The organism is Polaribacter sp. L3A8, assembly GCF_009796785.1.
Taxonomy (GTDB): domain Bacteria; phylum Bacteroidota; class Bacteroidia; order Flavobacteriales; family Flavobacteriaceae; genus Polaribacter.
In genome coordinates this window covers 1,611,223-1,635,881 of the sequence record NZ_CP047026.1, presented here as the reverse complement: position 1 = coordinate 1,635,881, position 24,659 = coordinate 1,611,223, and the positions used below count along the sequence as shown (strand labels likewise).

10 protein-coding genes and 1 pseudogene are annotated in these 24,659 nt (G+C 30.5%); 4 read left to right on the top strand and 7 right to left on the bottom strand.

Features of this window, described 5'->3' with window-relative positions:
* Nucleotides 1-34 precede the first annotated feature (34 nt).
* Nucleotides 35-1,828 carry an arginine--tRNA ligase gene (gene argS, locus GQR92_RS06565; RefSeq protein WP_158838347.1) on the bottom strand — a complete coding sequence of 598 codons (1,794 nt, stop codon included), beginning with the start codon at nucleotides 1,826-1,828 and terminating at the stop codon, nucleotides 35-37.
* 89 nt (nucleotides 1,829-1,917) lie between these two features.
* On the opposite strand from argS, the gene GQR92_RS06560 reads away from it, so the two are divergent.
* Nucleotides 1,918-2,442, top strand: a complete 525-nt coding sequence (locus tag GQR92_RS06560) for a YkgJ family cysteine cluster protein (protein ID WP_158838346.1) — start codon at nucleotides 1,918-1,920, stop codon at nucleotides 2,440-2,442.
* Between the two features lie 162 nt (nucleotides 2,443-2,604).
* Here GQR92_RS06560 and GQR92_RS06555 read toward each other — a convergent pair whose 3' ends face one another.
* Nucleotides 2,605-4,620, bottom strand: a complete 2,016-nt coding sequence (locus GQR92_RS06555) for a thioredoxin domain-containing protein (RefSeq protein ID WP_233270042.1) — start codon at nucleotides 4,618-4,620, stop codon at nucleotides 2,605-2,607.
* A 345-nt stretch (nucleotides 4,621-4,965) separates the two neighbouring features.
* Here GQR92_RS06555 and GQR92_RS06550 point away from each other — a divergent pair, with 345 nt between their 5' ends.
* The 3 genes from GQR92_RS06550 (at nucleotide 4,966) to GQR92_RS06540 (ending at nucleotide 10,671) form a co-directional block, all read left to right on the top strand.
* The gene (locus GQR92_RS06550) at nucleotides 4,966-7,194 is read left to right on the top strand and encodes a beta-glucosidase (protein ID WP_158838345.1); all 2,229 of its coding nucleotides are present in this window, start codon (nucleotides 4,966-4,968) and stop codon (nucleotides 7,192-7,194) included.
* A 232-nt stretch (nucleotides 7,195-7,426) separates the two neighbouring features.
* On the top strand, nucleotides 7,427-8,410 hold the full coding sequence (locus GQR92_RS06545) for an SMP-30/gluconolactonase/LRE family protein (protein ID WP_158838344.1): 984 nt from the start codon (nucleotides 7,427-7,429) through the stop codon (nucleotides 8,408-8,410).
* Nucleotides 8,411-8,418: 8 nt separating this feature from the next.
* Complete coding sequence (locus tag GQR92_RS06540) at nucleotides 8,419-10,671, top strand: glycoside hydrolase family 3 N-terminal domain-containing protein (protein ID WP_158838343.1); 2,253 nt, start codon at nucleotides 8,419-8,421, stop codon at nucleotides 10,669-10,671.
* Between the two features lie 71 nt (nucleotides 10,672-10,742).
* Here GQR92_RS06540 and GQR92_RS06535 read toward each other — a convergent pair.
* From GQR92_RS06535 to GQR92_RS06515, 5 genes and pseudogenes are all read right to left on the bottom strand, one after another.
* A pseudogene (locus tag GQR92_RS06535) lies at nucleotides 10,743-11,635 on the bottom strand (IS1595 family transposase).
* A gap of 130 nt (nucleotides 11,636-11,765) precedes the next feature.
* Nucleotides 11,766-15,050 (bottom strand): VCBS repeat-containing protein, encoded by a 3,285-nt coding sequence (locus tag GQR92_RS06530; protein WP_158838342.1) that lies wholly within the window; start codon nucleotides 15,048-15,050, stop codon nucleotides 11,766-11,768.
* Between the two features lie 102 nt (nucleotides 15,051-15,152).
* Nucleotides 15,153-16,691 carry a RagB/SusD family nutrient uptake outer membrane protein gene (locus GQR92_RS06525; protein ID WP_158838341.1) on the bottom strand — a complete coding sequence of 513 codons (1,539 nt, stop codon included), beginning with the start codon at nucleotides 16,689-16,691 and terminating at the stop codon, nucleotides 15,153-15,155.
* Between the two features lie 18 nt (nucleotides 16,692-16,709).
* The gene (locus GQR92_RS06520) at nucleotides 16,710-19,742 is read right to left on the bottom strand and encodes a SusC/RagA family TonB-linked outer membrane protein (protein ID WP_158838340.1); all 3,033 of its coding nucleotides are present in this window, start codon (nucleotides 19,740-19,742) and stop codon (nucleotides 16,710-16,712) included.
* A gap of 385 nt (nucleotides 19,743-20,127) precedes the next feature.
* Nucleotides 20,128-24,282, bottom strand: coding sequence for a hybrid sensor histidine kinase/response regulator transcription factor (locus GQR92_RS06515; RefSeq protein WP_158838339.1), 4,155 nt, complete (start codon nucleotides 24,280-24,282; stop codon nucleotides 20,128-20,130).
* Nucleotides 24,283-24,659: the final 377 nt, after the last annotated feature.

Sequence of the window (24,659 nt, the reverse complement as noted above, 5' to 3'; positions counted from 1 at the left end):
TTTGGTCTTATAGCCAATGCTAGCACTAACTAATTTACATTCTCTCCGGAACCTGAATGCCTAATAGTAAAAAAGCAGCTTTTATAGTTTCCGCAACCTTTTTAGATAGCTGAACTCTAAATATTTTTTTATCTAAATCTTCTTCTCCTAAAATATGTACATTCTGATAAAAAGAATTAAATTCTTTAACCAAATCATACGTATAATTTGCAATAATTGCTGGCGAATAATTAGCAGCAGCTTGTTGTACCGTTTCAGGGTATAACTCTAACTGTTTTAATAATTCTTTTTCCTTTTCATGTAAATCAATCTTTACAGGTTTAGAATAATCAAAATCTGCTTTTCTAATGATAGACTGAATTCTAGCATAGGTATACTGAATAAAAGGACCTGTGTTTCCTTGAAAATCTACAGAAGATTTTGGATCGAACAAAATTCTCTTTTTAGGATCTACTTTTAAAATAAAATATTTTAAGGCACCTAAACCAATAACTTCATACAAATCATTTTTTTCTTGATCAGAATACCCATCTAACTTTCCTAATTCTTCCGAAATAGTTTTAGCAGTTTCTGTCATTTCTACCATTAAATCATCAGCATCTACAACAGTTCCTTCTCTAGACTTCATTTTTCCAGAAGGTAAATCTACCATTCCGTAACTTAAATGATGTAATTGTTTAGCCCAATCAAAACCTAATTTTTTTAAGATTAAAAACAATACCTGAAAATGATAATCTTGCTCGTTACCAACCGTGTAAACCATACCACCAACATCTGCATAATCTTTTACACGTTGTATAGCCGTACCAATATCTTGCGTCATATACACTGCAGTTCCGTCAGAACGCAACACAATTTTTTCATCTAAGCCATCATCCGTTAAATCACACCAAACAGAACCGTCTTCTTTTTTATAGAAAACACCTTTTTCTAAACCTTGTGCAACTACATCTTTACCTAATAAATAGGTGTTACTTTCATAATATAAAGTGTCAAAATCTACACCCATACTTTTATAAGTAACCTCAAAACCTTTATAAACCCAAGAGTTCATCTCTTTCCAAAGAGCAACAACTTCTTCATCTCCAGCTTCCCATTTCAACAACATTTGTTGTGCTTCTAAAAATAACGGAGCCTCTTTTTTAGCTTCGTCTTCTGTTTTACCTTCCGCAATTAATTCCGCAATTTCTTTTTTATACTCTTGGTCGAATTTTACGTAGTAATTACCAACCAATTTATCACCTTTTAAACCTGTGTTTTCAGGAGTTTCTTTTTGTCCATCACTCCCATTGGGAGCGAACTTTTCCCAAGCTAACATCGATTTACAGATATGAATACCTCTGTCGTTAATAATCTGCGTTTTATAGACTTTTTTACCAGCAGCTTTTATAATTTCTGCAACAGAATAGCCTAATAAATTGTTACGAACGTGCCCTAAGTGTAAAGGTTTGTTGGTGTTTGGAGAAGAATATTCTACCATCATTGCTTTTTCATCCGCCTTTGGCGAAACAGACCCGTAAGTAATATCTGCGTAAATGGTATTAAAGAAGTTGGTGTAAAAACTATCGTCTATTACTAAGTTTAAGAATCCTTTAACTACGTTGTAATTTGTAATTTCTGTTACGTTTTCTACTACGTACTTTCCTAAGTTCTCACCAATTTGTACAGGATTTCCTTTTTTGTAACGCAATAAAGGGAATACAACAACTGTAATATCTCCTTCAAATTCTTTTCTGGTTGCCTGAAATTCTACTGTTGGAATTTCTATATTGTATAAAGCTAAAAAACCCTCTTTTACTTTGGTTTCTATAATGTTTTGAATGCTCATTTAGTATCGAAAATTGAATTGCAAAATTACATATTTTTATTTGTTTTTTTAGAATGATTTTTGGTCAAGAATAATTGTATTTTTGCACAATGGAAAAACGCTTAAAACAACTACCAAAATTAGCAGAAGATGCTAGGAAAGAAAATCTAAAATATTTTACGAACCTTAAAAAAAGAGTGCCTAAAAATTTAGATTATGTTGTACAAGAGTTACATGATGCTGAGTTTAAAAAAACAGATTGTTTAACTTGTGGAAATTGTTGTAAAACTACAAGCCCTATTTTTACGGATAAAGATACAGAGCGCATTGCTAAATCTTTAAAAATGAAAGTTGCAGATTTTCAAAAACAATATTTAGAAAGAGATGAAGATGATTTTATGGTCTTAAAATCAGCTCCTTGTACCTTTTTTGATGAAACGGATAATACTTGTTTTATTTATGATGTTCGCCCAAAAGCTTGTGCAGAATATCCACATACAAATCGTAAGAAATTTATAGGGATTACAGATTTAACAGTAGCTAATACAGCTGTTTGTCCTGCTGCTTATAATATTGTAGAAGCCTTAAAAAAGCGTATTCCTTATGAGTATAATGTAAAAAAGAAAAGAAGTTAAATTGCCAATTTATTTAACTTATAAATATATAATTCAAATTGATTCTGTTACAGAAGTTGCTTTTGTAAATATAAAGGCAACGTAGTAAACTGTGCTCATTGTGTTAATTGTTTGAATTGGTTGATTAAAAAAACATCTCGAAAGAGATGTTTTTTTTGTGCTTTATTTTTCTATTAATGCAATTGCTTTTATCATTTCTTTTTGCGGTAATTTACAAGTTCCAAAATTACAGACGTAAATAAAGGTTTCATCTGTAACAAACTTATCCTTTAATAAAGGAATAGCGTTGTTCTCTTTAATAGCACCTGCAACAATGATATTAGGAATGTAATGCTCTTGTAATTCATTTTTAAGAAGCGTTGCTTTTTGCCCAACAATGGCTACTTCATAAAAAGGTTTTGTATAATTGGTCATTAAATTTAACCAATTGCTATAACTAGAAGGATTCATTAAAACGTCTTCTTGCATATTATGAAGCATTTTATTTGCTATTTTGTTATAATTAGTATCCGAATAATAAAGGCTTAATTTAAACAAACAATTTGCTAAAATAGAATTAGGAGACGCAATTACATTATCATCAACGATTACTTTTCGTGATATCAATTTTTCATCTTTATTAGACGTAAAGTAAAACGTATTGTTTTCTTTATTAAAATAATTATCTAAAGTAAAATCTATTAATTTTCTAGACTCTTGCAACCATTTTTCATCAAGAGTAACTTCATACAAATTAATAAAAGCATCTATTAAAGTAGCGTAATCTTCGGAATAGGCATTAATAGTACTTTTACCGTTTTTGTAATTTCTATAAAGAGTTCCGTCTTTTTGTAATTGGTTATTTAAAATAAAATTGGCGTTTTTAAGAGCTGTTTTTAAATATGCTTCATTTTTTAAAGCCGTATAAGCATCGGTATATCCCTTTATCATTAAGGCGTTCCAAGAAGTTAAAACCTTATCATCTAAATTCGGCTTCGCTTTTTCTTTTCTCGCTTTTTTAAGAATCTCTTTCCAGTTTTTTATAGTTGATGAAAGGGCATCAGTATTTATTTTATGTTTATTGGCAAAAGCAGCGTCCGTAGAATTTCTTATTAAAACATATCGGTCTTTTTCCCATAGGCCAAAATCATTTATATTATAATACTCTTCAAACAAAGCGTAATCATCAGTAATTAAACCTTGCAATTCTTGTTTTGTAAAATAATAATAAGCGCCTTCTTCTAATTGGTTTTGTGTGTTTTTACTATCCGCATCTAAAGAAGAAAAGAAAGTGCCATTTTTGTCTGTTACTTCTTGTGCTACAAAATTTAAGGTTTCTTCTATTATTTTTTTATACAAATCCTTTTTATCTTTTTGATACGCTTTTGCATACAAACTAACAAGTTGTGCATTGTCATAAAGCATTTTTTCAAAATGAGGAATGTGCCATTTTTTATCAGTAGCATATCTAGAAAAACCTCCATTTATTTGATCGTAAATTCCACCAAAAGCCATTTTTGTTAAGGTAGTTTTTATATGGTTATTTATTTTAAGATTATTAAATTGATGACCATATCTCATTAAAAACTCCAAAGAATTTGGCATCGGAAATTTTAGATCTCTTTTAGACCCACCATAAATAGTGTCTAAGTTTTGTTGCCAATTTGTAACGGCATTTTTTATATCTGTATCCTTAAAATCTGCCTTGTCTTTTCTAATGGTAATTAATTCAGATTTCTGAATACCTTCTGTTAGTTTTGTTGCAAAATCTATTGCTTTTTCTGGATTTTCTTTATAAAGTTTAGAGATGTCTAACAACACTTTTTTCCATTGTTCTTTTGTAAAATAGGTGCCTCCAAAAATGGGCCTTCCATCGGGTAACGCAATACAGTTAAGTGGCCAACCACCGCTACCAGTCATTAATTGTACCGCATTCATATATACGTTATCAATATCTGGTCTTTCTTCTCTATCAACCTTAATACTAATAAAATTATCGTTCATTATTTTGGCAATAGAATCGTTTTCGAAACTTTCTTCTTCCATAACATGACACCAGTGGCAAGCAGAATAACCAATAGAAATAACAATTAACTTATGCTCTTTTTTAGCAAGTTGTAATGTTTTATCGTTCCACGCTTTCCAATTAACAGGGTTATTTGCATGTTGTAATAAATAAGGACTCGTTTCGTTAGCCAATTCGTTTTGGGGTGCTTTTTCTCCTTTTTTATTACAACTTAAACATAGCGTTATGCATAAAAAAAATATGGTTTTAATGATAGGTCTCAAGCTTTTATTATTTATTAAAAATTAAAATAAAATTTCAATAGCACTAAAGTATTATAAAACTCTAGAGCACAAAATTATTTTAATGCAAAATCTAAAGCATCAAATAACTCAAATGTGTTATTGTCTAGTAAAATGGGGTATTAAGAGCAGAATTGCAACAAATGTTTTAATCTTAGTTCAAATAGTTTTATTCATATATTTAGTTAAATAGTAGTTTTATAAAAAATAGTAAACAATAAATAATAAACTTTAATTATGAGATTAGCGTTGAAAAAAAATATCCCCTTACTCGTTTTTGTTTTGTGCTTACAGATTTCATATACGAAAGCACAAAATAAGATTCCTCAAATTCAATTAGAGAAAAACCAAGTATCTGCAACATTTATAGAAGCTAAAATAGATAGCATAATTGCTGTTTTAACTTTAGAAGAAAAGGTAGCAATGACGCATGCACAATCTAAATTTAGCACAAAAGGTGTTGCTAGATTAGGGATTCCAGAAGTTTGGATGTCTGATGGCCCGCATGGAGTTAGAGAAGAAATTAGTTGGGATGCTTGGGGAAATGCAGGTTGGACAAACGATGCTATCACCGCTTTTCCGGCATTAACTTGTTTAGCGGCAAGTTTTAATCCAGAATTGGCAGGGGAATATGGTTTTAGTTTAGGAGAAGAAGCTAGGTATAGAAAAAAGGATGTACTTCTTGGACCCGGTGTAAACATCTATAGAAGCCCCATGAACGGTAGAAATTTTGAGTATTTAGGCGAAGATCCTTTTTTAGCCTCTACTATGGTTGTACCTTATATAAAAGGTGTTCAAGAAAATGGAGTGGCTGCTTGTGTAAAACATTTTGCCTTAAATAATCAAGAACATTGGCGAGATAAAATTAATGTAGAAGTAAGTGACAGGGCATTGCATGAAATTTATTTACCAGCATTTAAAGCAGCTGTACAAAAAGCAAATGTTTGGGCATTAATGGGCGCTTATAATAAATTTAGAGGTCAGTATGCAACACATAATAAAATTCTACATAAAATTTTAAAAACAGATTGGGGTTTTGATGGCGTTGTAATTAGCGATTGGAGTTCTGTACACACTACAGAAGAAGCTGCTTTGTATGGTGTAGATATGGAAATGGGTACAGGAACAGATGGTTTAGGTACAACTACAAATAACCATTATCAACATTATTATTTAGCAAATCCGTTTTTAAAAGCAATTAAAAATGGTGAATTAAGTGAAGATTTGGTAGATGATAAAGTACGTAGAATTTTAAGATTAATCTATCATACAAACTTAAACCCAAATAGAGGTTTAGGAAAAATGAATAATAAAGAACATCATAATGTTGCTAGAAAAGTGGCCACAGAAGGAATTGTGTTATTAAAAAATGAAGATAATTTTTTCCCTATTCAGGATAAAAAAGGATTAACCATTGCAGTAATTGGTGAAAATGCAACAAGAGATATGACGCAAGGTGGAGGATCATCTCAACTAAAACCTCTTTTCGAAATTTCTCCTTTACAAGGGATTAAAGAAAGATATAAAAATGCAACCATTATTCATACAATGGGATATGAAACAGGGGCTTCTGTGTATGATGAAATTTTGCCTGCAACTTTAAATCAAGATTCTTTGTTTGTAAAAGCAATTGAAGTTGCTAAAAAAGCAGACATTGTTCTTTTTATAGGAGGATTAAATAAAAGTCACCACCAAGATAGCGAAGGAGATGATAGAGAGGTTTATGATTTACCTTACGGACAAGAAAAATTAATTAATGGAATTAGTGAAGTCAATAAAAACATAGGATTTTTATTAGTTACAGGAAATGCCGTAAAAATGCCCTGGATAGCTAAAACCAAAGGAATAATACAAACTTGGTATTTAGGTAGTATGGCAGGTTATGCCATTGCAGATATTGTTAGTGGAGATGTAAACCCTTCGGGGAAACTTCCTTTTTCTTTTCCTAAAGAATTAAATGACAATGCAGCACATGCATTTGGAGAAATTTCGTACCCAGGAGATGGAGTTAATCAAGAATATACAGAAGATATTTTAGTTGGATATAGATGGTTTGATACTCGAAAAATTAAACCTCAATATGCTTTTGGTTATGGAATGTCTTATACCGATTTTAAAATTTCTGATATAAAGTTAGATCAAGAAAAATATACTAAAAATGATCAAATAAAAGTAACTTTTAATGTTGCTAATACAGGCGATAGAGAAGGATCAGAAGTGGTACAAGCATATGTAGGTAAGCATAAATCTAAAGTAAAAAGAGCTTTAAAAGAATTAAAAGGATTTACAAAAGTAAATTTAGAAAAAGGAGCGGAAAAAACAGTTACAATTTTTATTGATGCAGCAACATTAGCTTATTATAATACGGAAATTTCAAATTGGTCTTTAGAAGACGGTACGTATTATTTGTATGTAGGAAATGCATCTAACAATATTGTAAAAAAGATAAAATTTAGTTTGTTTTAATTTGAGTTAGGTAAGTGTGAAAAGCAGTATAAAATTATTTTATACTGCTTTTTTAAGTTAAAAAAGAGTCTTGATTTAGATTTTATTTAGAGATAAAAACAGGTAAAAATCTCTAAATTATTTAAAATAAATAGCATACAATTTAGGCCATGAGATTATTTTAAAGAAAGCTTTTAAAGAACTAGAATGAGTACCTTGGCTATTTTGTAAACTTAAAAATAAAAAATAAAGTATGTTTAAAAAAGTATCGCTTTTCGCCATTTTATTAGCAATGTTTTCTTGTAATTCTAAAATTAAAAAGAAAGAAGGAAAGGTAAAAGAACCTCAAAAAATAGCTATCTTAGAGTATCAAGTAAAAGCAACTTTGGGTGAAGGTGCTATCTGGAATTATAAAACGCAAGAATTATATTGGGTAGATATAGAAGGAAAAAAATTAAACATTTACAATCCGGTTTCTAAGACAAATAAAGTGTTAAATACAACATCTAGAATTGGTACCGTAGTGCCTTTTACAGAAAAAGAAGCAATGGTGGCTTTAGAAGATGGGGTTCATAAAATGAATTTACAAACCGGAGAAAGTGCTTTGTTTACAGACATGAAAAGTGAATTACCAGGCAGTAGATTAAATGACGGAAAATGTGACCCAGCAGGGAGGTTCTGGGTAGGTTCTATGCATTTAGAACAAGAAACAGCAAAAGCCAATTTATACACCATTACATCAGAAAATATTTTACAAAGGAAAATTGATAGTGTAACCATTTCTAACGGAATTGTTTGGACTTCAGATAAAAAGACAATGTATTATATTGATACGCCAACATCAACCATAAAATCTTTTGATTATAATAATGAAACTGGAGAAATATCAAACGGAAAAATAGCAGTTGAAATTCCGACTTCTTTAGGTTTTCCTGATGGAATGACAATTGATGAAGAAAATATGCTTTGGGTAGGTATGTGGAATGGTAATGCAGTAATTAGATTCAATCCTAAAACAGGTAAAGTAGTTTCTAAAATAGAAGTTCCGGCACACAATATTACTTCCTGTGCATTTGGAGGAGAAAATTTAGACATCCTTTATATTACTTCTGCAAGCGTAGATATGACTGCAAAAGAAATAGAGAAATACCCTTTGGCGGGATCTGTTTTTAAAGTAAAACCAGGTGTTAAAGGAGTAAAAAGTAATTTTTATATCGAAAAAAAACCAACCAAATAAAAAATATTATGAGAAAATTAGTCCTTTCATTACTATTGCTATCAATAATTATAGGTTGTAAAGAAAACAAAGTTTCTTTTGTAAAAGACACCACTCATGAAGCAAAAATAGCTGCAATCATTTCTAAAATGACTCTCGAAGAAAAAATTGGACAAACCAATTTAAGAGGCGTTTCTAGTAGTGCAAAATCTTTACCTACAGATTTAAAAGAGTCTGTGAGAAGAGGAAATGTTGGTGCTTTCTTAAATATCATGAATTTAGAATATGTAGATGAATTACAAAGAATTGCGGTAGAGGAAAGCCCAAATGGAATTCCGTTAATTTTTGGTAGAGATGTAATTCATGGTTTTAAAACGTTGTTTCCTATTCCTTTAGGTTTAGCAGCAACTTGGGATGCAGAAATGGTAGAAAAATCTTCTGAAATTGCTGCTTTTGAAGCTTCGGGTGCAGGAATAAGATGGACGTTTGCACCCATGTTAGATATTGCTAGAGATAGCCGTTGGGGAAGAATAGCAGAGTCTCCAGGAGAAGATCCTTATTTATCAGCTGTTTTAGGAGCCGCTTACGTAAAAGGTTTTCAGGGTGATGATTTAAGTAATCCATATAGAATAGCAGCATCTGCAAAACATTATATTGGTTATGGTGCAGCAATTGGCGGTAGAGATTACAATACCGTAAATTTAAATGAACCGCTTTTAAGAAATGTTTATTTACCACCATTTAAAGCAGCTGTAGATGCTGGTGCTGCAACAGTTATGAGTGCTTTTAATGAGATAAATGGAATACCAGCAACTGGTAATAAATTTCTATTAAAGGATGTTTTAAGAGGAGAATTACAGTTTGATGGTTTTGTGGTAAGTGATTGGGATTCTGTAATAGAAATGGTGTATCATGGTTTTGCAAGAGATGATAAACACGCTGCAGAATTAGCCGCAAAAGCGGGATTAGATATGGAAATGAGTAGTGAGGCTTATGAGCATCATTTAAAAGAATTAATCAAAGAAAATAAGGTAAGCATAGAAGAATTAAATGAGTTTGTTCGTAATATTTTACGTGTTAAATTTAGATTAGGTCTTTTTGATACTCCATATAGAAATAAAGAACATACAGGTAACTTTTATGCCGAAAGTCATCTAGCAGAAGCAAAAAAAGCAGCAATTGAAAGTACGGTATTATTAAAAAATAAGAATTCTATTTTACCAATATCAGAAAAAACAAACGTAGCTATTATTGGTCCTTTGGCAAATGCGCCACACGAACAATTGGGTACTTGGTCTTTTGATGGAGAAAAAGAACATACCAATACGCCTTTAGATGCGTATAAAAAAACAAACACAAATTTTCTGTTTGCAAAAGGATTGGATTATAGTAGAGATAAAACTAAAAAAGGATTTAAAGAAGCAATTGATATTGCAAAAAAATCTGATGTTATTTTATTCTTTGGTGGTGAAGAAGCTATCTTATCTGGAGAAGCGCATAGTAGAGCAAATATTAATTTACCCGGAGCACAAGAAGAATTAATTAACGAATTGGCAAAAACAGGAAAGCCAATTGTGTTAATTATTATGGCAGGTAGACCAATAACAATTACAAACCTTATTGATAAAATGGACGCGGTTTTAATGGCATGGCATCCCGGAACAATGGGAGGTGAGGCTTTGTATGAAATTATAAATGGTATAAAATCTCCAGAAGGAAGATTACCTGTTTCTTGGCCAAAAACAGCAGGACAGTTACCCTATTTCTACAATCATAAAAATACAGGTAGACCTGCAGATAGTACTAATTATATACCTATAGATAAAATTCCTGTTGCTGCGTGGCAAAGTTCTTTAGGAAATAAATCTCATTATTTGGATGTTGGTTTTACGCCTCATTTTCCTTTTGGATATGGTTTGTCTTACACTACCTTTAAATATAAAAATATTTCTATTTCTAAAGATGTTATTAATTTTAATGAAGATTTAGAAGTTAAAGTATCTATTACCAACACAGGTAAAAAGGATGGTAAAGAAATTGCGCAATTATATGTACAAGATATTGTGGGTAGTATTACAAGGCCTGTAAAAGAATTAAAAAGGTTTAAACACGTATTCTTAAAAAGTGGAGAAACCAAAGAGATTTCTTTTAAAATTTCTTCTAAAGATTTAGAGTTTGTAAATCATAAACTGGTAAATGCTGCAGAAGAAGGGAAGTTTAATCTTTGGATTGGACCTAATGCTGCACAAGGTTTAAAAACCTCTTTTGAATTGAAAAAGTAATTTACTTCAATTTATAAATAAACAAAACAGGGTTAAATCTATTATGATTTAACCCTGTTAGAGGTCAGTAGTTAGTTACATATAATTTTGTGCTGCTCTACTTTATCCTTTTGAACCATTTTTGTTATTAAGTTATTGAATATTGTTGCTTTACTTTGTGATCGATTAATTCTAAAACAAAATTCATTAAAATATCTATTTAGATTAAAGTCACTTACCCAAGAATACGTTGTTCTTATCCAAGATTTCACTTGATGAATCATTGTATGAAGTGCTTTAAAATTCATACCTCCATTACTTTCTATTTGAGTAATATTATAAGCTTTCGCAATAGGTCTGTAACCTCTCCATTTGTCGGTTATCACTTTAGCTTCTCGACTGATATGATTCACAAAAATATATTGCAAAGAACTAGCTGAAAAATCTTCGATTCTCATGGCATACATTCTTTTAACTTTTCCATCTTCAGTTAGTTCAACAGCAGTTATAGCTTTCTTTTCTTAGCATTATAACTTCTTCCTACTTTATCTTTTTCTCGTCCACCCAAAACAAATTCATCCACATGAACAATACCGGTCATAGGACTATTTCCACTACTTTCCATAGCTTCTCTAATTTTGAGCATAAATAAACGTGCAGTCTTTTCTGTTACACTAAAACGAACTGCAACATAACTAGCAGAAAGGCTTTTAGTACTCGTACTCATTTCAAAAACAATAAAGAAAGCTTTTCTAACACCAAACTTTACTTTATGAAAAAGTGTGTTTGATGTAGATGATTCTTGATGAGAGCAAATATTACATGTCCGTGAAAAATCTTTTCTTATTTGAGCCTTTTTATGACCACATTTAACACATTGAAATCCATCTTTCCACTTAATATCTGCCAAGTATTTCTTGCAATCTTCATCCGTTTTAAACCGATCAGCAAACTCTAGAAGGTTTTGTCCTTTAAATATATTCATAATATTACTGTATTTGTTGTTTTTAAAGATATGAATTTAAATACTGACCTCTAAACCCTGTTTTAATTTATATGAAATTAGTATCCAATTTCTTTTTACTTCATTCCAATTAGAGTAGAAATTATGGTTACTATTTATTAAGTTTTAGATACTGTATCACATCATTATTTTTACCAATTATAATGTAACGTTCATTATTTATTGTTATTTCAGACATTTCTTTAACATCACCAGAAGTATAAAAACCACTTTCTAAGACGGAAACTGGTACAAAAGTTCCATTACCTTTTCCTTTTAAAAACAAACCATAACTAGCATCGTTTCTTGGTGTTTCTACTTCCGAATTGTGTAGGTTTCCAGCAATAAGTGCGTCTAAATTTCCATCATGATCGTAATCATTAATCAGTATTTTTTGAATGCTAGAAAACTGAGCTTCTACAGGTAATTTGTGCACAACAAAAGTATCACCTTTGTTTTCTAAATAGATACTCGCAAAAGATTTTACTTGATAATGTAATGCATTTTCTAAATTCTTTTTTCCATAAACATCTACCAAAGTAGCTTGAGAAAATTCATCATAATTTTTGAACTTATTTTTTATTCCTGGTATTTGTTGTGACGAGCATTGCCTTCCACGAAGTGGATATTGTTTCCCCTCATTATAATAACTTAAAACAATATCATCTGTATTATTTTTATCAAAGTCATTTACAAAAATATCAAAAGTCTCATTTTGGGTGGCTTTGTATTTGTAGTTTAGACCATTGTTTCCAAGAATATAATCGGTATCTCCATCATTATCAAAATCACCTTGATTAATACTCCACCACCAACCAGTAGTATCTTTTGTTAGTCCCATTTCTTCAGAAACTTCTGTAAAAGTTCCTTTGTTATTTTTGAAAACTCTTATGTTCATCCATTCGCCAACAATAATAATGTCTTGCCAAGAATCATTATTAAAATCAGTAATAACAGCACTTGTAGCCATTCCTAAATTGGTAAAAAGAGTAGTAGAGGTGTTTTTAAACTTTATGTCTGAATCAGTAGAATTATTTTTAAGTAAATAACTTGTTGTGGGTAAAGGATACTTACCAGGTATTTGTCTACCAAGAACTAAAATATCTTGTTTTCCATCTTTATTATAATCTAATTGATAGGCTTTAGATCCGCTATTATTCAACTTTGGTAAACTATTTAGAGCCTTTACGAAATTGCCTTTACCATCATTTACATACAACCTATCTTGTAACATTGATGAGTTTTGAGCATACTCATAACCACCACTAACTACATACAAATCTTTATCTCCGTCAGAATCTGCATCAAAAAATAGAGCGCCTAAATCTTCAGAAAGTTTGTCTTTTTCTATGGATGGAATTTCGGCCTTTATAAAATCACCTTTATTTTGAATATATAATTGTGAAGCATTGCCAAAAGAACCGCCAATAAAATAATCATCTAAACCATCATTATTAACATCTGCAACTGCTAAAGCAGGGCCTAAAGTAGACATTTTGTGAGGCAGTAAAACTTGTTTGTCAAAATCGTTAAGCTCGTTTTCTAGGTGTCTTGGTTGTAGTAAATTATCTACTGCTGTAAACAACCTTTGTTTTTTGTTGATAACCTTCTTGTTGAGGTTTGGCTTTGCATCAGTATATTTAATTGTTAATAATTGATTTGCTTTTACATCTTTTAAAGTTTGATGATTTCCATCTTGCCAGATGATTTTTAAACTGTCTACTATTGCTGTTTTATGCAATCCGAAATGAATTTCTGGTGCTACAGAAGATTGATATCCTCTTGTTAGCGTTAATTCTTGCATTTGTTTTTTATCCGCAGTAAAAGCATAAACTCTGGTTCCTAATCCGAATTTATTTTTAGAAGCACCATTCAGTTTTATTTTTAAATAGTTAGTATTATCCGAACTATTGTTCTTAAAAATAGTAGCTTCTTCATCTATATTATTTACAATTATTTCTAAATCGCCATCATTATCTAAATCCGCATAAGCGGCTCCATTAGAAAAACCTTTGTTCTCTAATCCCCATTTTTTGGCAACGTTTTCAAAATTTAGATTTCCTGAGTTTTTAAGAGCAAAGTTGTTAATTTTCTCACTCGGAATCATTTTGTTTTTTTCTAATAAAGAATATTTATCATATTCTTTATGCCCTATTTTCTTAAAAAAATCTTTGTTGTTAACTTCTCGCCTCGTTCCGTTGGTGATATATAAATCTTTAAATCCGTCATTATCAAAATCAGCAAATAAAGGACCCCAACTCCAATCTGTAGAAGAAACGCCTGCCAATCTAGAAATATTTGAAAACTCAGGAATTCCATCTCTTATTAAACCCGAATTTAATTGCAAACAATTGTGCATATATTGATAATGAAAACCATATAAAAGGGTTTCGAAAAACAATTTAGGATTCATGCTTGCCATATTTGCTTTCTGACGACGGTTATTATTAGACTCCATATCAACCTGAAAAAGGTCTAAAAAACCATCATTATTAATATCAGAAACATCAATTCCCATTCCGTAAAAAGAAGTTTGAGAAGTAGCTTCTTTTACAATTTCTTTAAAAGTTCCATCCTTATTATTGATGTAAAAAAAATCTGGAGTACTATAATCATTAGACACATAGATGTCTTGCCAACCATCATTATTAATATCTGCTGCAGAAATACCTAAAGACAAACTATAATTTTTTACACCCGATTGCTCTGTAACATCAGTAAAAGTATTACCATCATTTCTAAATAATTTATTTGATTCTGCTAGGGTAGCATTGTCCATTTTGTTTTTATAAACCATATTAGAGGTAGACTGATGTGTAATAGGATAATTTGCAACATAAAGGTCTAAGTCGCCATCATTATCATAATCAAAAAAGGTAGACTGCATGGAGTTTACAGCGTCATCTATGTTATATTCTTTTGCTTTTTCTGTAAATGTATTATTTTTATTGTTGATAAAAAGTTGATTGTTTTTAATGCCGTTTTTACCTGCAACAGCACAATAAATATCTAAATATCCATCGTTATTTACGTCTGCCATTGTGGTGCCGGTATACCATCTTTTATCACCAGAAATAGCTGCTTTTTCTGTAATATCTTCAAACTGAAGGTTTCCTTTATTTAAGTATAATTTGTTGCTTACTTGGTTGCCTGTAAAGAACAAATCTACCAAACCATCATTATTTATATCACCAATAGAAACACCAGCACCTAAGTAAATAGACGAGTAGTTAAAATAATTTAAAGAATCTGTTTCTTCTATATTATTACTAAAGTTAATATGGGTTTCCTTTGCAGAAAGTTTAGAAAATAATTTAACAGAGGTGTTACTGTCTTCTTTTAAGGAGCAACTCACAATAATGGTAAAAAGTAAAATGGAAGTGAAAATTTTATACATTAGATGGAGAGTTGTAGTGTTTAAAAATAAATAAAGCAGTATGGAATAAGTATACATACTGCTTTAAAAAAAATGGGGGACATTATGGGGGACACTATAAATTTAATATCCAGGGTTTTGGTCCGTAAGCGATAATTTAGGGTTTTTATCTATTTCAGTAATTGGAATAGGGAATAGATTGTTTGTAGCACTATACCCTGTACCTGCTAATTCTGTTGCAGCTTTACCCCAACGAACTAAATCCCAGAAACGTTGTCCTTCATGCGCTAATTCTAAGAATTTTTCATTTACAATAGCTTCAAATAAAGCATCACCAGTTAAATTAACATCAATATTACCTAAACCAGCTCTTTTTCTAACTTTATCTAATTCTGTTCTAGCCAAACCATCTTGTCCGTCTTTATTATAAGCTTCTGCCGCTAAAAGCAAAACTTCTGCATAACGAAATAGTCTGTAGTTTGTACCGTAATTTAATTCTTTTACACCATCACTACTTGTGTCTTCTAATTTAGTACCATATTTAATTCTAATAGCACCTTCATAATCCCAAATTACACCACCTGTTGCTGCTGTAGGATCTACAGAACCACCTGCAGCAATTAATTCTGCTTCTGTCATTAGTGTAGCTGCTTTTCTTTTAGAATCTCCTGCAGCTTCAAAAGCTTTTACTAATTTACTAGTAGGTAAGTTAAATCCCCATCCGTTAATAAGTCCTGTTCCGGTAACATCAAAAATACCATCACCTCTAGGCCCCATTAATTGTATGTGTAAGTTACTTTCGTTTCTACCTCCCCACGCAAGGTTACCCCAGTCTCTGGCAGATGTAGAAATGTATCCCATTTCGAATAATGATTCTTTTCCGAATTCTTTATTGATACTCCAAACATCCTCCGGATTCTCTTCTAAGTCTATAGCAGGATTGTCTATTACAGATTTAAAGAAAGGGATAGCGTCGCTATATTTTTCTTGAAAAACCAACACTTTACCCATTAAAGCTTCTGCTGTTTCTGATGTTGCTCTAAAGTTATCAGATTGTCCCTTTGCAGGTAAACCAGCAATTGCAGCAGTTAAATCTAATTCTATTTGCGTATAAATAGCTGCTCTAGAAGATTTTTCTATTCCAAAATCTTCTGCTTTTTCTGGTACTGTTAATCTTAAAGGCACATCACCAAACATGGTAGTTAACTCAAAATAACACCAAGCTCTCATAAACTTTGCTTCTGCTAAAGCTCTGTCTTTGTTTCCTAAATTGCTATCAGCAATGTTATTAATTACTAGGTTAGAGAGTGCAATAGTTCTGTAATATAAGTCCCAAACACTTGCTATAGATACATTAGATGACGATACTTTGGCATAATCATCAATGTTTTGAAGTTGATTTTGGTCATTTTCATTTCCACCAGCAGCATTTGCATCATCTCCCGGAAGTAATTTTACTAAAAAAGCGCTGCTCCAATCTTTACTATAGTTATGTTGCATTAAATCATAGATACCTATAATTGCCGTTTCTACGTTTTCTTCTTTAAGAAAGTATGTTTCTAATTCTTCTACATTTATTCTAGGGTTTTCTGTAAACTCATCGGTACAAGAAAAGACTCCTAGAAAAAGAATTCCTATAATTGTTAAAAATGTTTTTTTCATAATATGTTATATTTTGTATTAAAAATCTAAAGAGAGTCCAAATACTGCTTTAGCAGCTGTTGGGTAAAAACCTCTATCTACACCTATAGAATTATAGTTAAAATTTCCTATTTCTGGATCTAAACCTTTGTAACCTGTAAAGGTGAAAAAGTCATCTAAAGAAACATACATTCTTAAATTTTTGATATGTATTTTACTGGTAAAGTTTTCTGGTAAAGTATACCCAAACTGAATCTGTTTGATTCTCATAAAAGAACCATCTTCTACCATTAAATCTGTTTCATAAGAACCTGTTACACTTGCAGCGCCTGGAAAAGTAGCAACATCTCCTGCTTTTTGCCATCTTTCATTAAAGAAATGAACTGGTTTGTTGGTAATAGGTCTAGATGGTTGATGATACGTTGCAATGATGTCATTACCTATAGTTCCTTGAAATTGTAAGTTAAAATCAAAAGCTTTGTAACCTAAACTTATATTTCCACCAAATAATACATCTGGGTGTGGCGAACCTATATTTGTTTTATCTGCAGAAGTAATTCCTGCAAGACCATCTGTATCTTTTATGATAACTTCTCCAGTAGCAGTATCAATTCCGTCTGTTTTATATCCGTAAAAATACCAAGATGCTTGGCCTTCTGTAAACCTTGTAATACCGTCTGCATTTTGAGGCGCACCAGCTCCTGTAAGAGAAGTGCCTTCTGGTAAAAGTAAAATTTCTGTTACTTTGTTTTGTAACGTAGATAGATTTGCATTAATGTTATATCTAAGACCACTTTCTGTTGTATCTCCATAACCTAATTCAAATTCGAAACCTTTATTTTCTATAGTACCAGCATTAAACTCATTAGAAACAAAACCTGCAGAACCTGGAGTAATTAAAGAACCGTCGTTAATAATAGCATCTCTTGTTGTTTTTTTATAATAATCAGCAGAGAAAGTTAATCTGTTATCCAATGCTCTTAAATCTACACCTAAATCTAATTGTTCTGATGTTTCCCAAACTAAGTTAAGGTTAGAATATCCCGTAATTTGTGCACCAGTATTTCCTAAATAGTCGATACTTTGTCCGTTTATTGTTGAGGTAATATAGGTTTTGTCTGAGTTACCGTTTAAGTTATTTCTACTACCGTTTTGTCCCCAACTTGCTCTTAGTTTTAAGTAATCTAATTTAGAATTTTCTTTCCAAAAATTTTCTTTAGAAACTACCCAACCTGCAGAAAATGCTGGAAATGTACCCGCCTTATTTGCTGCTGGAAATTTATCTGATTTATCTCTTCTAATAGAAGCTTCAAATAAATATTTTCCAGAATAATCATAAGAAAGTCTACCAAACATAGAAACCATATTATCTGGTGATGGATCTATTAAGTTAATTTGAGTGTTAAAGTCTGGTAAATCAAAATCAAAGCCTGTAAAGTCTGCAATAGAAGCAGAACCACTTCTAGAAGTTGGTGTTGTAACTCTTGTTTCTTCTGCAGAATAACCTGCTAATAATTTAAAATTATGGTTACCAATTTCTTTTTCATAAGATGCAAAGTTTTCCCACAACCATCTTTTAGATTTTACAATGGTTTGAGAACCTGTATATGTTGTATTTGCTGCTTCTGATGAAACATAATATGGATTGATAGTATTTCTTGTATCAAATTGATTTTTATCATACCCTAATCTTGTTGTAAAAGAAAAACCTTCAAAAGGTTTAAACTTTAAATAGGCAGAGGTTAAAAATTGATACGAATCTACAGTTGTTCTATTAATGTTATTGGCATACGCAACAGGGTTTATTACTTCTCCTGTAGAAAAACTTGGGTATCCGTATACATTACCGTTTCTATCTTTTAACACAGGCACACCATTTGTGTTAGAACGTTCTATAACCGATTGCGGTACACTTCCATTTGCATAGGTAACAGGAGTTAAAGGATCTATAATTAACATATTTTGAATTACACCTCTAGTATCACTGTTTTCTTGAATTCCGCTTTTATCTGAAGTAGAATAAGTAGAATTAATACCTACTTCTAACCATTTTGCAACATCACCTTTTAGGTTTACTCTAAAAGTAGATCTTTTAAAAGAGGTGCTTCCATCTCCTACAATACCATCTTGATCTAAGTGAGAGGCAGATGTGTAATAAGAAAAATGATCTGTAGCTCCAGATAAATTAATATCATTTCTGTGCATTACTGCTGTAGAAAATGTCTCTTCGATCCAATCTGTATCATAACCATTATCAACCACACTTGTTAAACCAGCTTCATTCATATATGTTACAAATTGTGAAGCATTCATTAACTCCATATCTGTTTTTAAAGATTGAATACCAAATTGAGAATTAAAAGCAACTTGTAAGCCTCCTTTTCTTCCTCTTTTTGTTGTAATAATTACAACCCCGTTTGCACCTTCTGTACCATAAATAGCAGCAGAAGCAGCATCTTTTAATATTTCAATATTTGCAATATCAGAAGGAGCAATATCTGCAATAGATGATGCTTTCATACCATCAACAATAAATAAAGGTTCTGAATTTCCACTAGAACCTGCACCACGAATTCTTATTTTAGCACCAGATCCAGGAGAACCAGAAGAAGAAGATACGGTAACACCAGATGTTCTACCTTGTAACACAGATTCTACTCTTTGGTTAGAAGAGCTTTTAATTTGTTTAGAATCTATACTAGAAATAGCTCCGGTAACCAAGCTTTTTTTCTTACTACCATACCCAACAACTACAATTTCATCTAAAGACTCTAGATTATCTTGTAAAACTACATTAATTTTAGTTCGGTTTCCTACGAGTATTGTTTGAGAATTCATACCTAAGTAAGAAAAAACTAATTCATCGTTTGGTGATACATCAGGTAATGAGTAATTTCCTTCAAAATCTGCATTGGCACCTTTAGTTGTTCCTTTAATAACAACAGATACTCCTGGTAAAGTATTTCCTTGGGAGTCTGTTACCTGACCAGTAATTGTCTTGTTTTGCGAAAAAACATTCTGCACACATAAAAGTAGGCATGCAATAATCGTGACTTTAAATTTTATCATCATTCATATTAATTGGTTAATTAAATTTTTTTTGATTGACAATGTATAAACCAAATTATTCCGTTATATATTATTAAGGATAAGTACCAGTAGTAATAACATAATAATTACTAATAATACCTCGTAAAATAATTTTTTCTTAGAGTATTTTTGCTTCATAAACATTGCTGTACTCTTCAAATATAGAAGAACAATAGCATCTTTTTTAACACAAAAAAAACAGCTTTTAAAACAATTGTTGCTCTTTAACCTTTATTTAACAGTAATGCTACATTTAATTCATTTGGCGCAACAATTGTTTTATTACATTGTTTTAGGGTAAAAATAAGGAGGACACTTAAAAATGCTTTTTTAATATATAAAGTGTTTTAAAAGTGTAAATTACTCTCTAAATTTTAGTATCTTTTTTTATCTCTATTTCAGAAGGTAAGATGCCAAAATGTGCCTTAAAGCATTTAGAAAAATAAGACGGAGAAGAAAAGCCTACACTAAAACAAGCTTCGCTAATATTACCTCTGCCAGAATCTAAAATTTGTTTGGCTCTTTCTAATCTTATTTTTCTAATAAATTCATTAACAGTCTGACCTGTTATGGCTTTTATTTTTCTATATAACTGACTTCTACTTAACTTTAATTGTGAAGCTAATTCTTCTACACTTAAATTAGAGTCAGAAATATTCTCATTTATATATTCTAGTAATTTCTGTATAAATTCTTTGTCTATAGAATTTGAGTTTATTTTTTCTTCTGCACCACTAATAGCTCCAAAAAATTTATCGAAAATTAATTGTCTACTTGTTATTAATTGAGACAGACGTAGTTTTAAGAGTTTTAAATCGAAAGGTTTTACCATATATGCATCAGCACCATTTTCTATTCCTTCAATTCTATTTTCTATAGTAGTTCTTGCTGTAAGCATTAAAACAGGTATGTGGCTTGTAGATGCGTCTGTTTTTATGGATTTACAAAAAACAAAGCCATCCATTTCTGGCATTACAACATCTGTAATAATTGCATCTGGCAAGGTTTCTTTTGCTATTTTAATACCTTCTTTACCGTTATTTGCAACAAATACCTTATATTCTTTATTTAATTCTAGTTTTAAATAATCTAATAACTCTACATTATCTTCTACAATGAGCACTGTTTTTGTTTTGTTTAAAAGGGTGTCTTCTGTTAACTGATCTTCTATATGGTCTGTATTAACTACTAAGAAACCTTCTTTGTTAGTAGCTGTGTTTTCGTTTTTATATAGAATTTGATCTTCTGAGTAATGCGCATTACCAGTGGGTAATAAAATTTTAAATGTGGTACCAGAACCTACTTTACTTTCTACTTCAATTTTTCCTTTATGAAGATATACAAAACTCTTTACAACTTCTAAACCAATACCAGTACCACCTATGTATGTTTTGTTTTGATCTTCTACTTGATAAAAGCGTTCAAATATTTTTTCTACTTCTACCTCATCTAAGCCTGCTCCGGTATCAGAAATTAAAATTTCTATTGCCTCTACAGGTTTTTCTTTATCAACTAATTGTAAATTGTATAATTTATGATTAGAAAACAAATCAATATTAATAGCTCCTCCTTTTGGAGTGGCTTTAATGGCGTTAGATAATAGGTTGAATATTATTTTTTCCAACATTTTTTCATCCGCCCAAACGGTTAAATCAGGTACATCAGAATCTACGCTTAATAAAATGTTTTTTTTGATGCTTTCTTCCTGAAAATAGTTGGCTATATTTTTAGTAAACTCAATTAAATTAATTTTACTAGCCCTAATTTTCATTTTGTTATGCTCTAATTTTCTAATATCCATTAACTCATTAATTAGTCTATAGAGTCTGTTGGTGTTTTTATAAATAATAGCGTGTTTATTTTTAACACTTTGTGGTAAATCGAGTTCTTTATTACTAATAATATCTTTTATAGGGTTGATAATTAGCGTTAAAGGCGTTCTAAATTCATGAGAAATGTTTGTAAAAAATTGAAGTTTCTTTTTATTTAAATCGTCGTTTTGTGTTTGTATTAAACGTTCATTTTTAAGTATTTCTTTTTCTTTTATCCTTTTTTGCGTTAAGCTGTTTAGTAAGTAAAGACAAAAAAGAAAAGCCAATATATAAGCTAATATAGCCCAATTTGTTTTCCACCAAGGTGGCAGAATTGTTATTTTTAATTCTAGAGGAACTTCATTCCAAACGCCATCATTGTTTGCTGCTTTTAGTTTAAAAATATAATTTCCTTGATCTAAATTTGTGTAGGTAGCACTTCTTTTACGGCCAACATAGTTCCACGCTGTTTCATATCCTTCTAAATAATAAGCGTAATTATTTTTTTCTGGCCTTGTGTAATTAAGTCCTGTATATTCAATGGTAAATACAGATTGTGTATGAGATAATTGAATACTTTTTGTTTCTGAAATTACTTTCTGTAATGGAGAGTTTTCTGTTTGTGGAATCACTTTTTCATTAAACAGTTTAAAGTCTGTTAAATGCAAAGAAGGTAAACTCGCATTTGTTTTTATCTCCTTTGGATTAAAATAATCTACCCCCTTAAAATCTCCAAAATACAAGGTTCCTTTTTCATCTTTTAAGGCAGCACCAAAATTAAAATCGTTAGATAGTAAACCATCATTAGAGGTGTAATTTGTATAATCATTGTTTTTTAGATCTATTTTTGTGAGTCCAGAATTACCACTCACCCAAATATTATGATCATTATCCTCAATAATTGCAGCAATATTTTCTTCTATTAATCCTTTAGATTTATTGTACCAAGTATAGGTGTCATCTTTTTTATTGTACCTACAAAGTCCAGAGCCTCTTGTGCCGATATAAATATATTTTTCAGAAGATTCATAAATGCTTAAAATATGACTTACGTCTGATGAATTGCCATATTCTTTTTGCATTCTTTCTCTTAAAGAAACAACTTTAAATGTTTTGTTTTCTAGCTCTTTTATTTTAAATAACCCATCTGCTGTACCTACCCAAATAACATCTTCAGAATCTACATACACCACCATAAGTTTGTTACACAAAGACTTGTTTTCTAGAAATTCTTTAGCACTGTACTTTTTAAAGGTATCTGTTTTTGGAGAGTAGGAGTATAGACCTTCAAAAAAAGTAGCAATCCAAACATTTCCTTTAGAGTCTTCAGAAAAACTTCTAATGGTATTAGAGTTAAAAATATTTGAGGTGTTTTTTTTACTATAATTTATAAATTTTTTAGATCCATTTTTTAGTAGAAAAATACCATTGTCCCAACTTCCTGCCCATAAATTATTTTTAGAATCTAAAAATAAAGAAACAATATAGTCAGAGTTAAGTCCGGAATAAATAGTATTACTTTTTTTATTGATATGAATAATTTTAGACGTGTTTGTATTGTAAACATCAATACCACCACCATCTGTAGAAATCCATAAATTACCAGATTTATCTTTTACAATACCTGTTACAGAAGGTATTTTTAATGAATTTTGCTTGTTAGGTAAACTTCTAATCCCTTTAAATTTATCATATAACTTATCACTAACAGCAACACCGCTGTTGTAATAGCCCATCCAAATTCTATCATCTTTGTCTATAAATAGTTCCCAAATAGAATTATGAAGTATACTGTTTTCTTCTGTTTTACTAGATACGTAATTTTTTATAACATTATCATTTTCATCAAGATGAAAAAGGCCATCATTCTCGGTACCAATCATCATGGTGTTATCTGATAATTGAATGATTTGCATTATTTTTTTTGAAGTAAAATCTAATTTTTTTAGGCTAATAATGTTGTTGTTTCTATCGCTAGTTAACCCACATTTATAAACACCTTCATTTCCTTCAAAACCAATCCATAAATTATCTTTATGGTCTATGTATAGGTTTTCTATAGGTGCGTTTATAGATTTTTTATGATCTGTAAAAACGCTAGTATGTATTAATTTGTTTTCTATAAAATCTACTTCTTTTAAACCCAAATTTGTACCTACAAATGTTTTACCTTGTTTGGTGTGTTGTATAGAGTTAATGGCTAAATCTGGGTAATCTTCATTTATAATTCTATCTGTTTTAAGCGTGCCAATATTTAATTTAAAAAGGCCTTTATTATAAGTTCCTATTAATAAATTTCCTTTAGAATCCTCTTCTATTGCTAGTACATTTTCTTTGTAATAGTTTTTACTATTTAATTGTATTCTTTTAAAATGATCTAGGTCTCTATCGTATAAATTTAATCCGTTTTCTGTACCACACCAAAGCCTATTTTTGCTATCAATAAAGGCACACTGAACTAAGTTATTACTTAAAGAGTTGGTATCTTCTACATCAAATTTATAAGAAGTATAATCTATACCATTAAACTTATACAAACCGGTACCAATAGTTCCAATCCAAATAAATCCTTGGTGATCTTGTATAATAGAAGACACACCAACTTTGGGGATACCTTCTTTTATATTTACAAAACGATATTCTTTATAAGGTTTTTGAGCATGAAAAATTGTACATAAAAAAAATAGTATTAAAACCAAGAGGTTCTTCATAGACTAATAATTTAATACTTATTGTAAGACGACGTTTTTAAACTTAATTTTTCTAAATAGATTTTATCTTAAAAATAAAAATATTTCTGATAAAATACAGAATTCCGTTACTAAATATTATTAGAGGATATTTTTTAAATAAAAATTTAATTTCATAAAATCTATAATAGAGATTAGAAATTATAGGTTTGTCATTTTGCAATTTTTGTTAACTTTTATTCGGTTTTAAAAAAGAGAATATATGTCTTTTTTAAAACTTAAAGATAGTTTTACACAACAAAATTAGATGCAACAAATTAAACATCTAATAACAGAGATGTTGCTTTTTACTCAAAAAAAAACAAAAAGCCCTCATTTAATGGTGGGTTAGGTTAGTA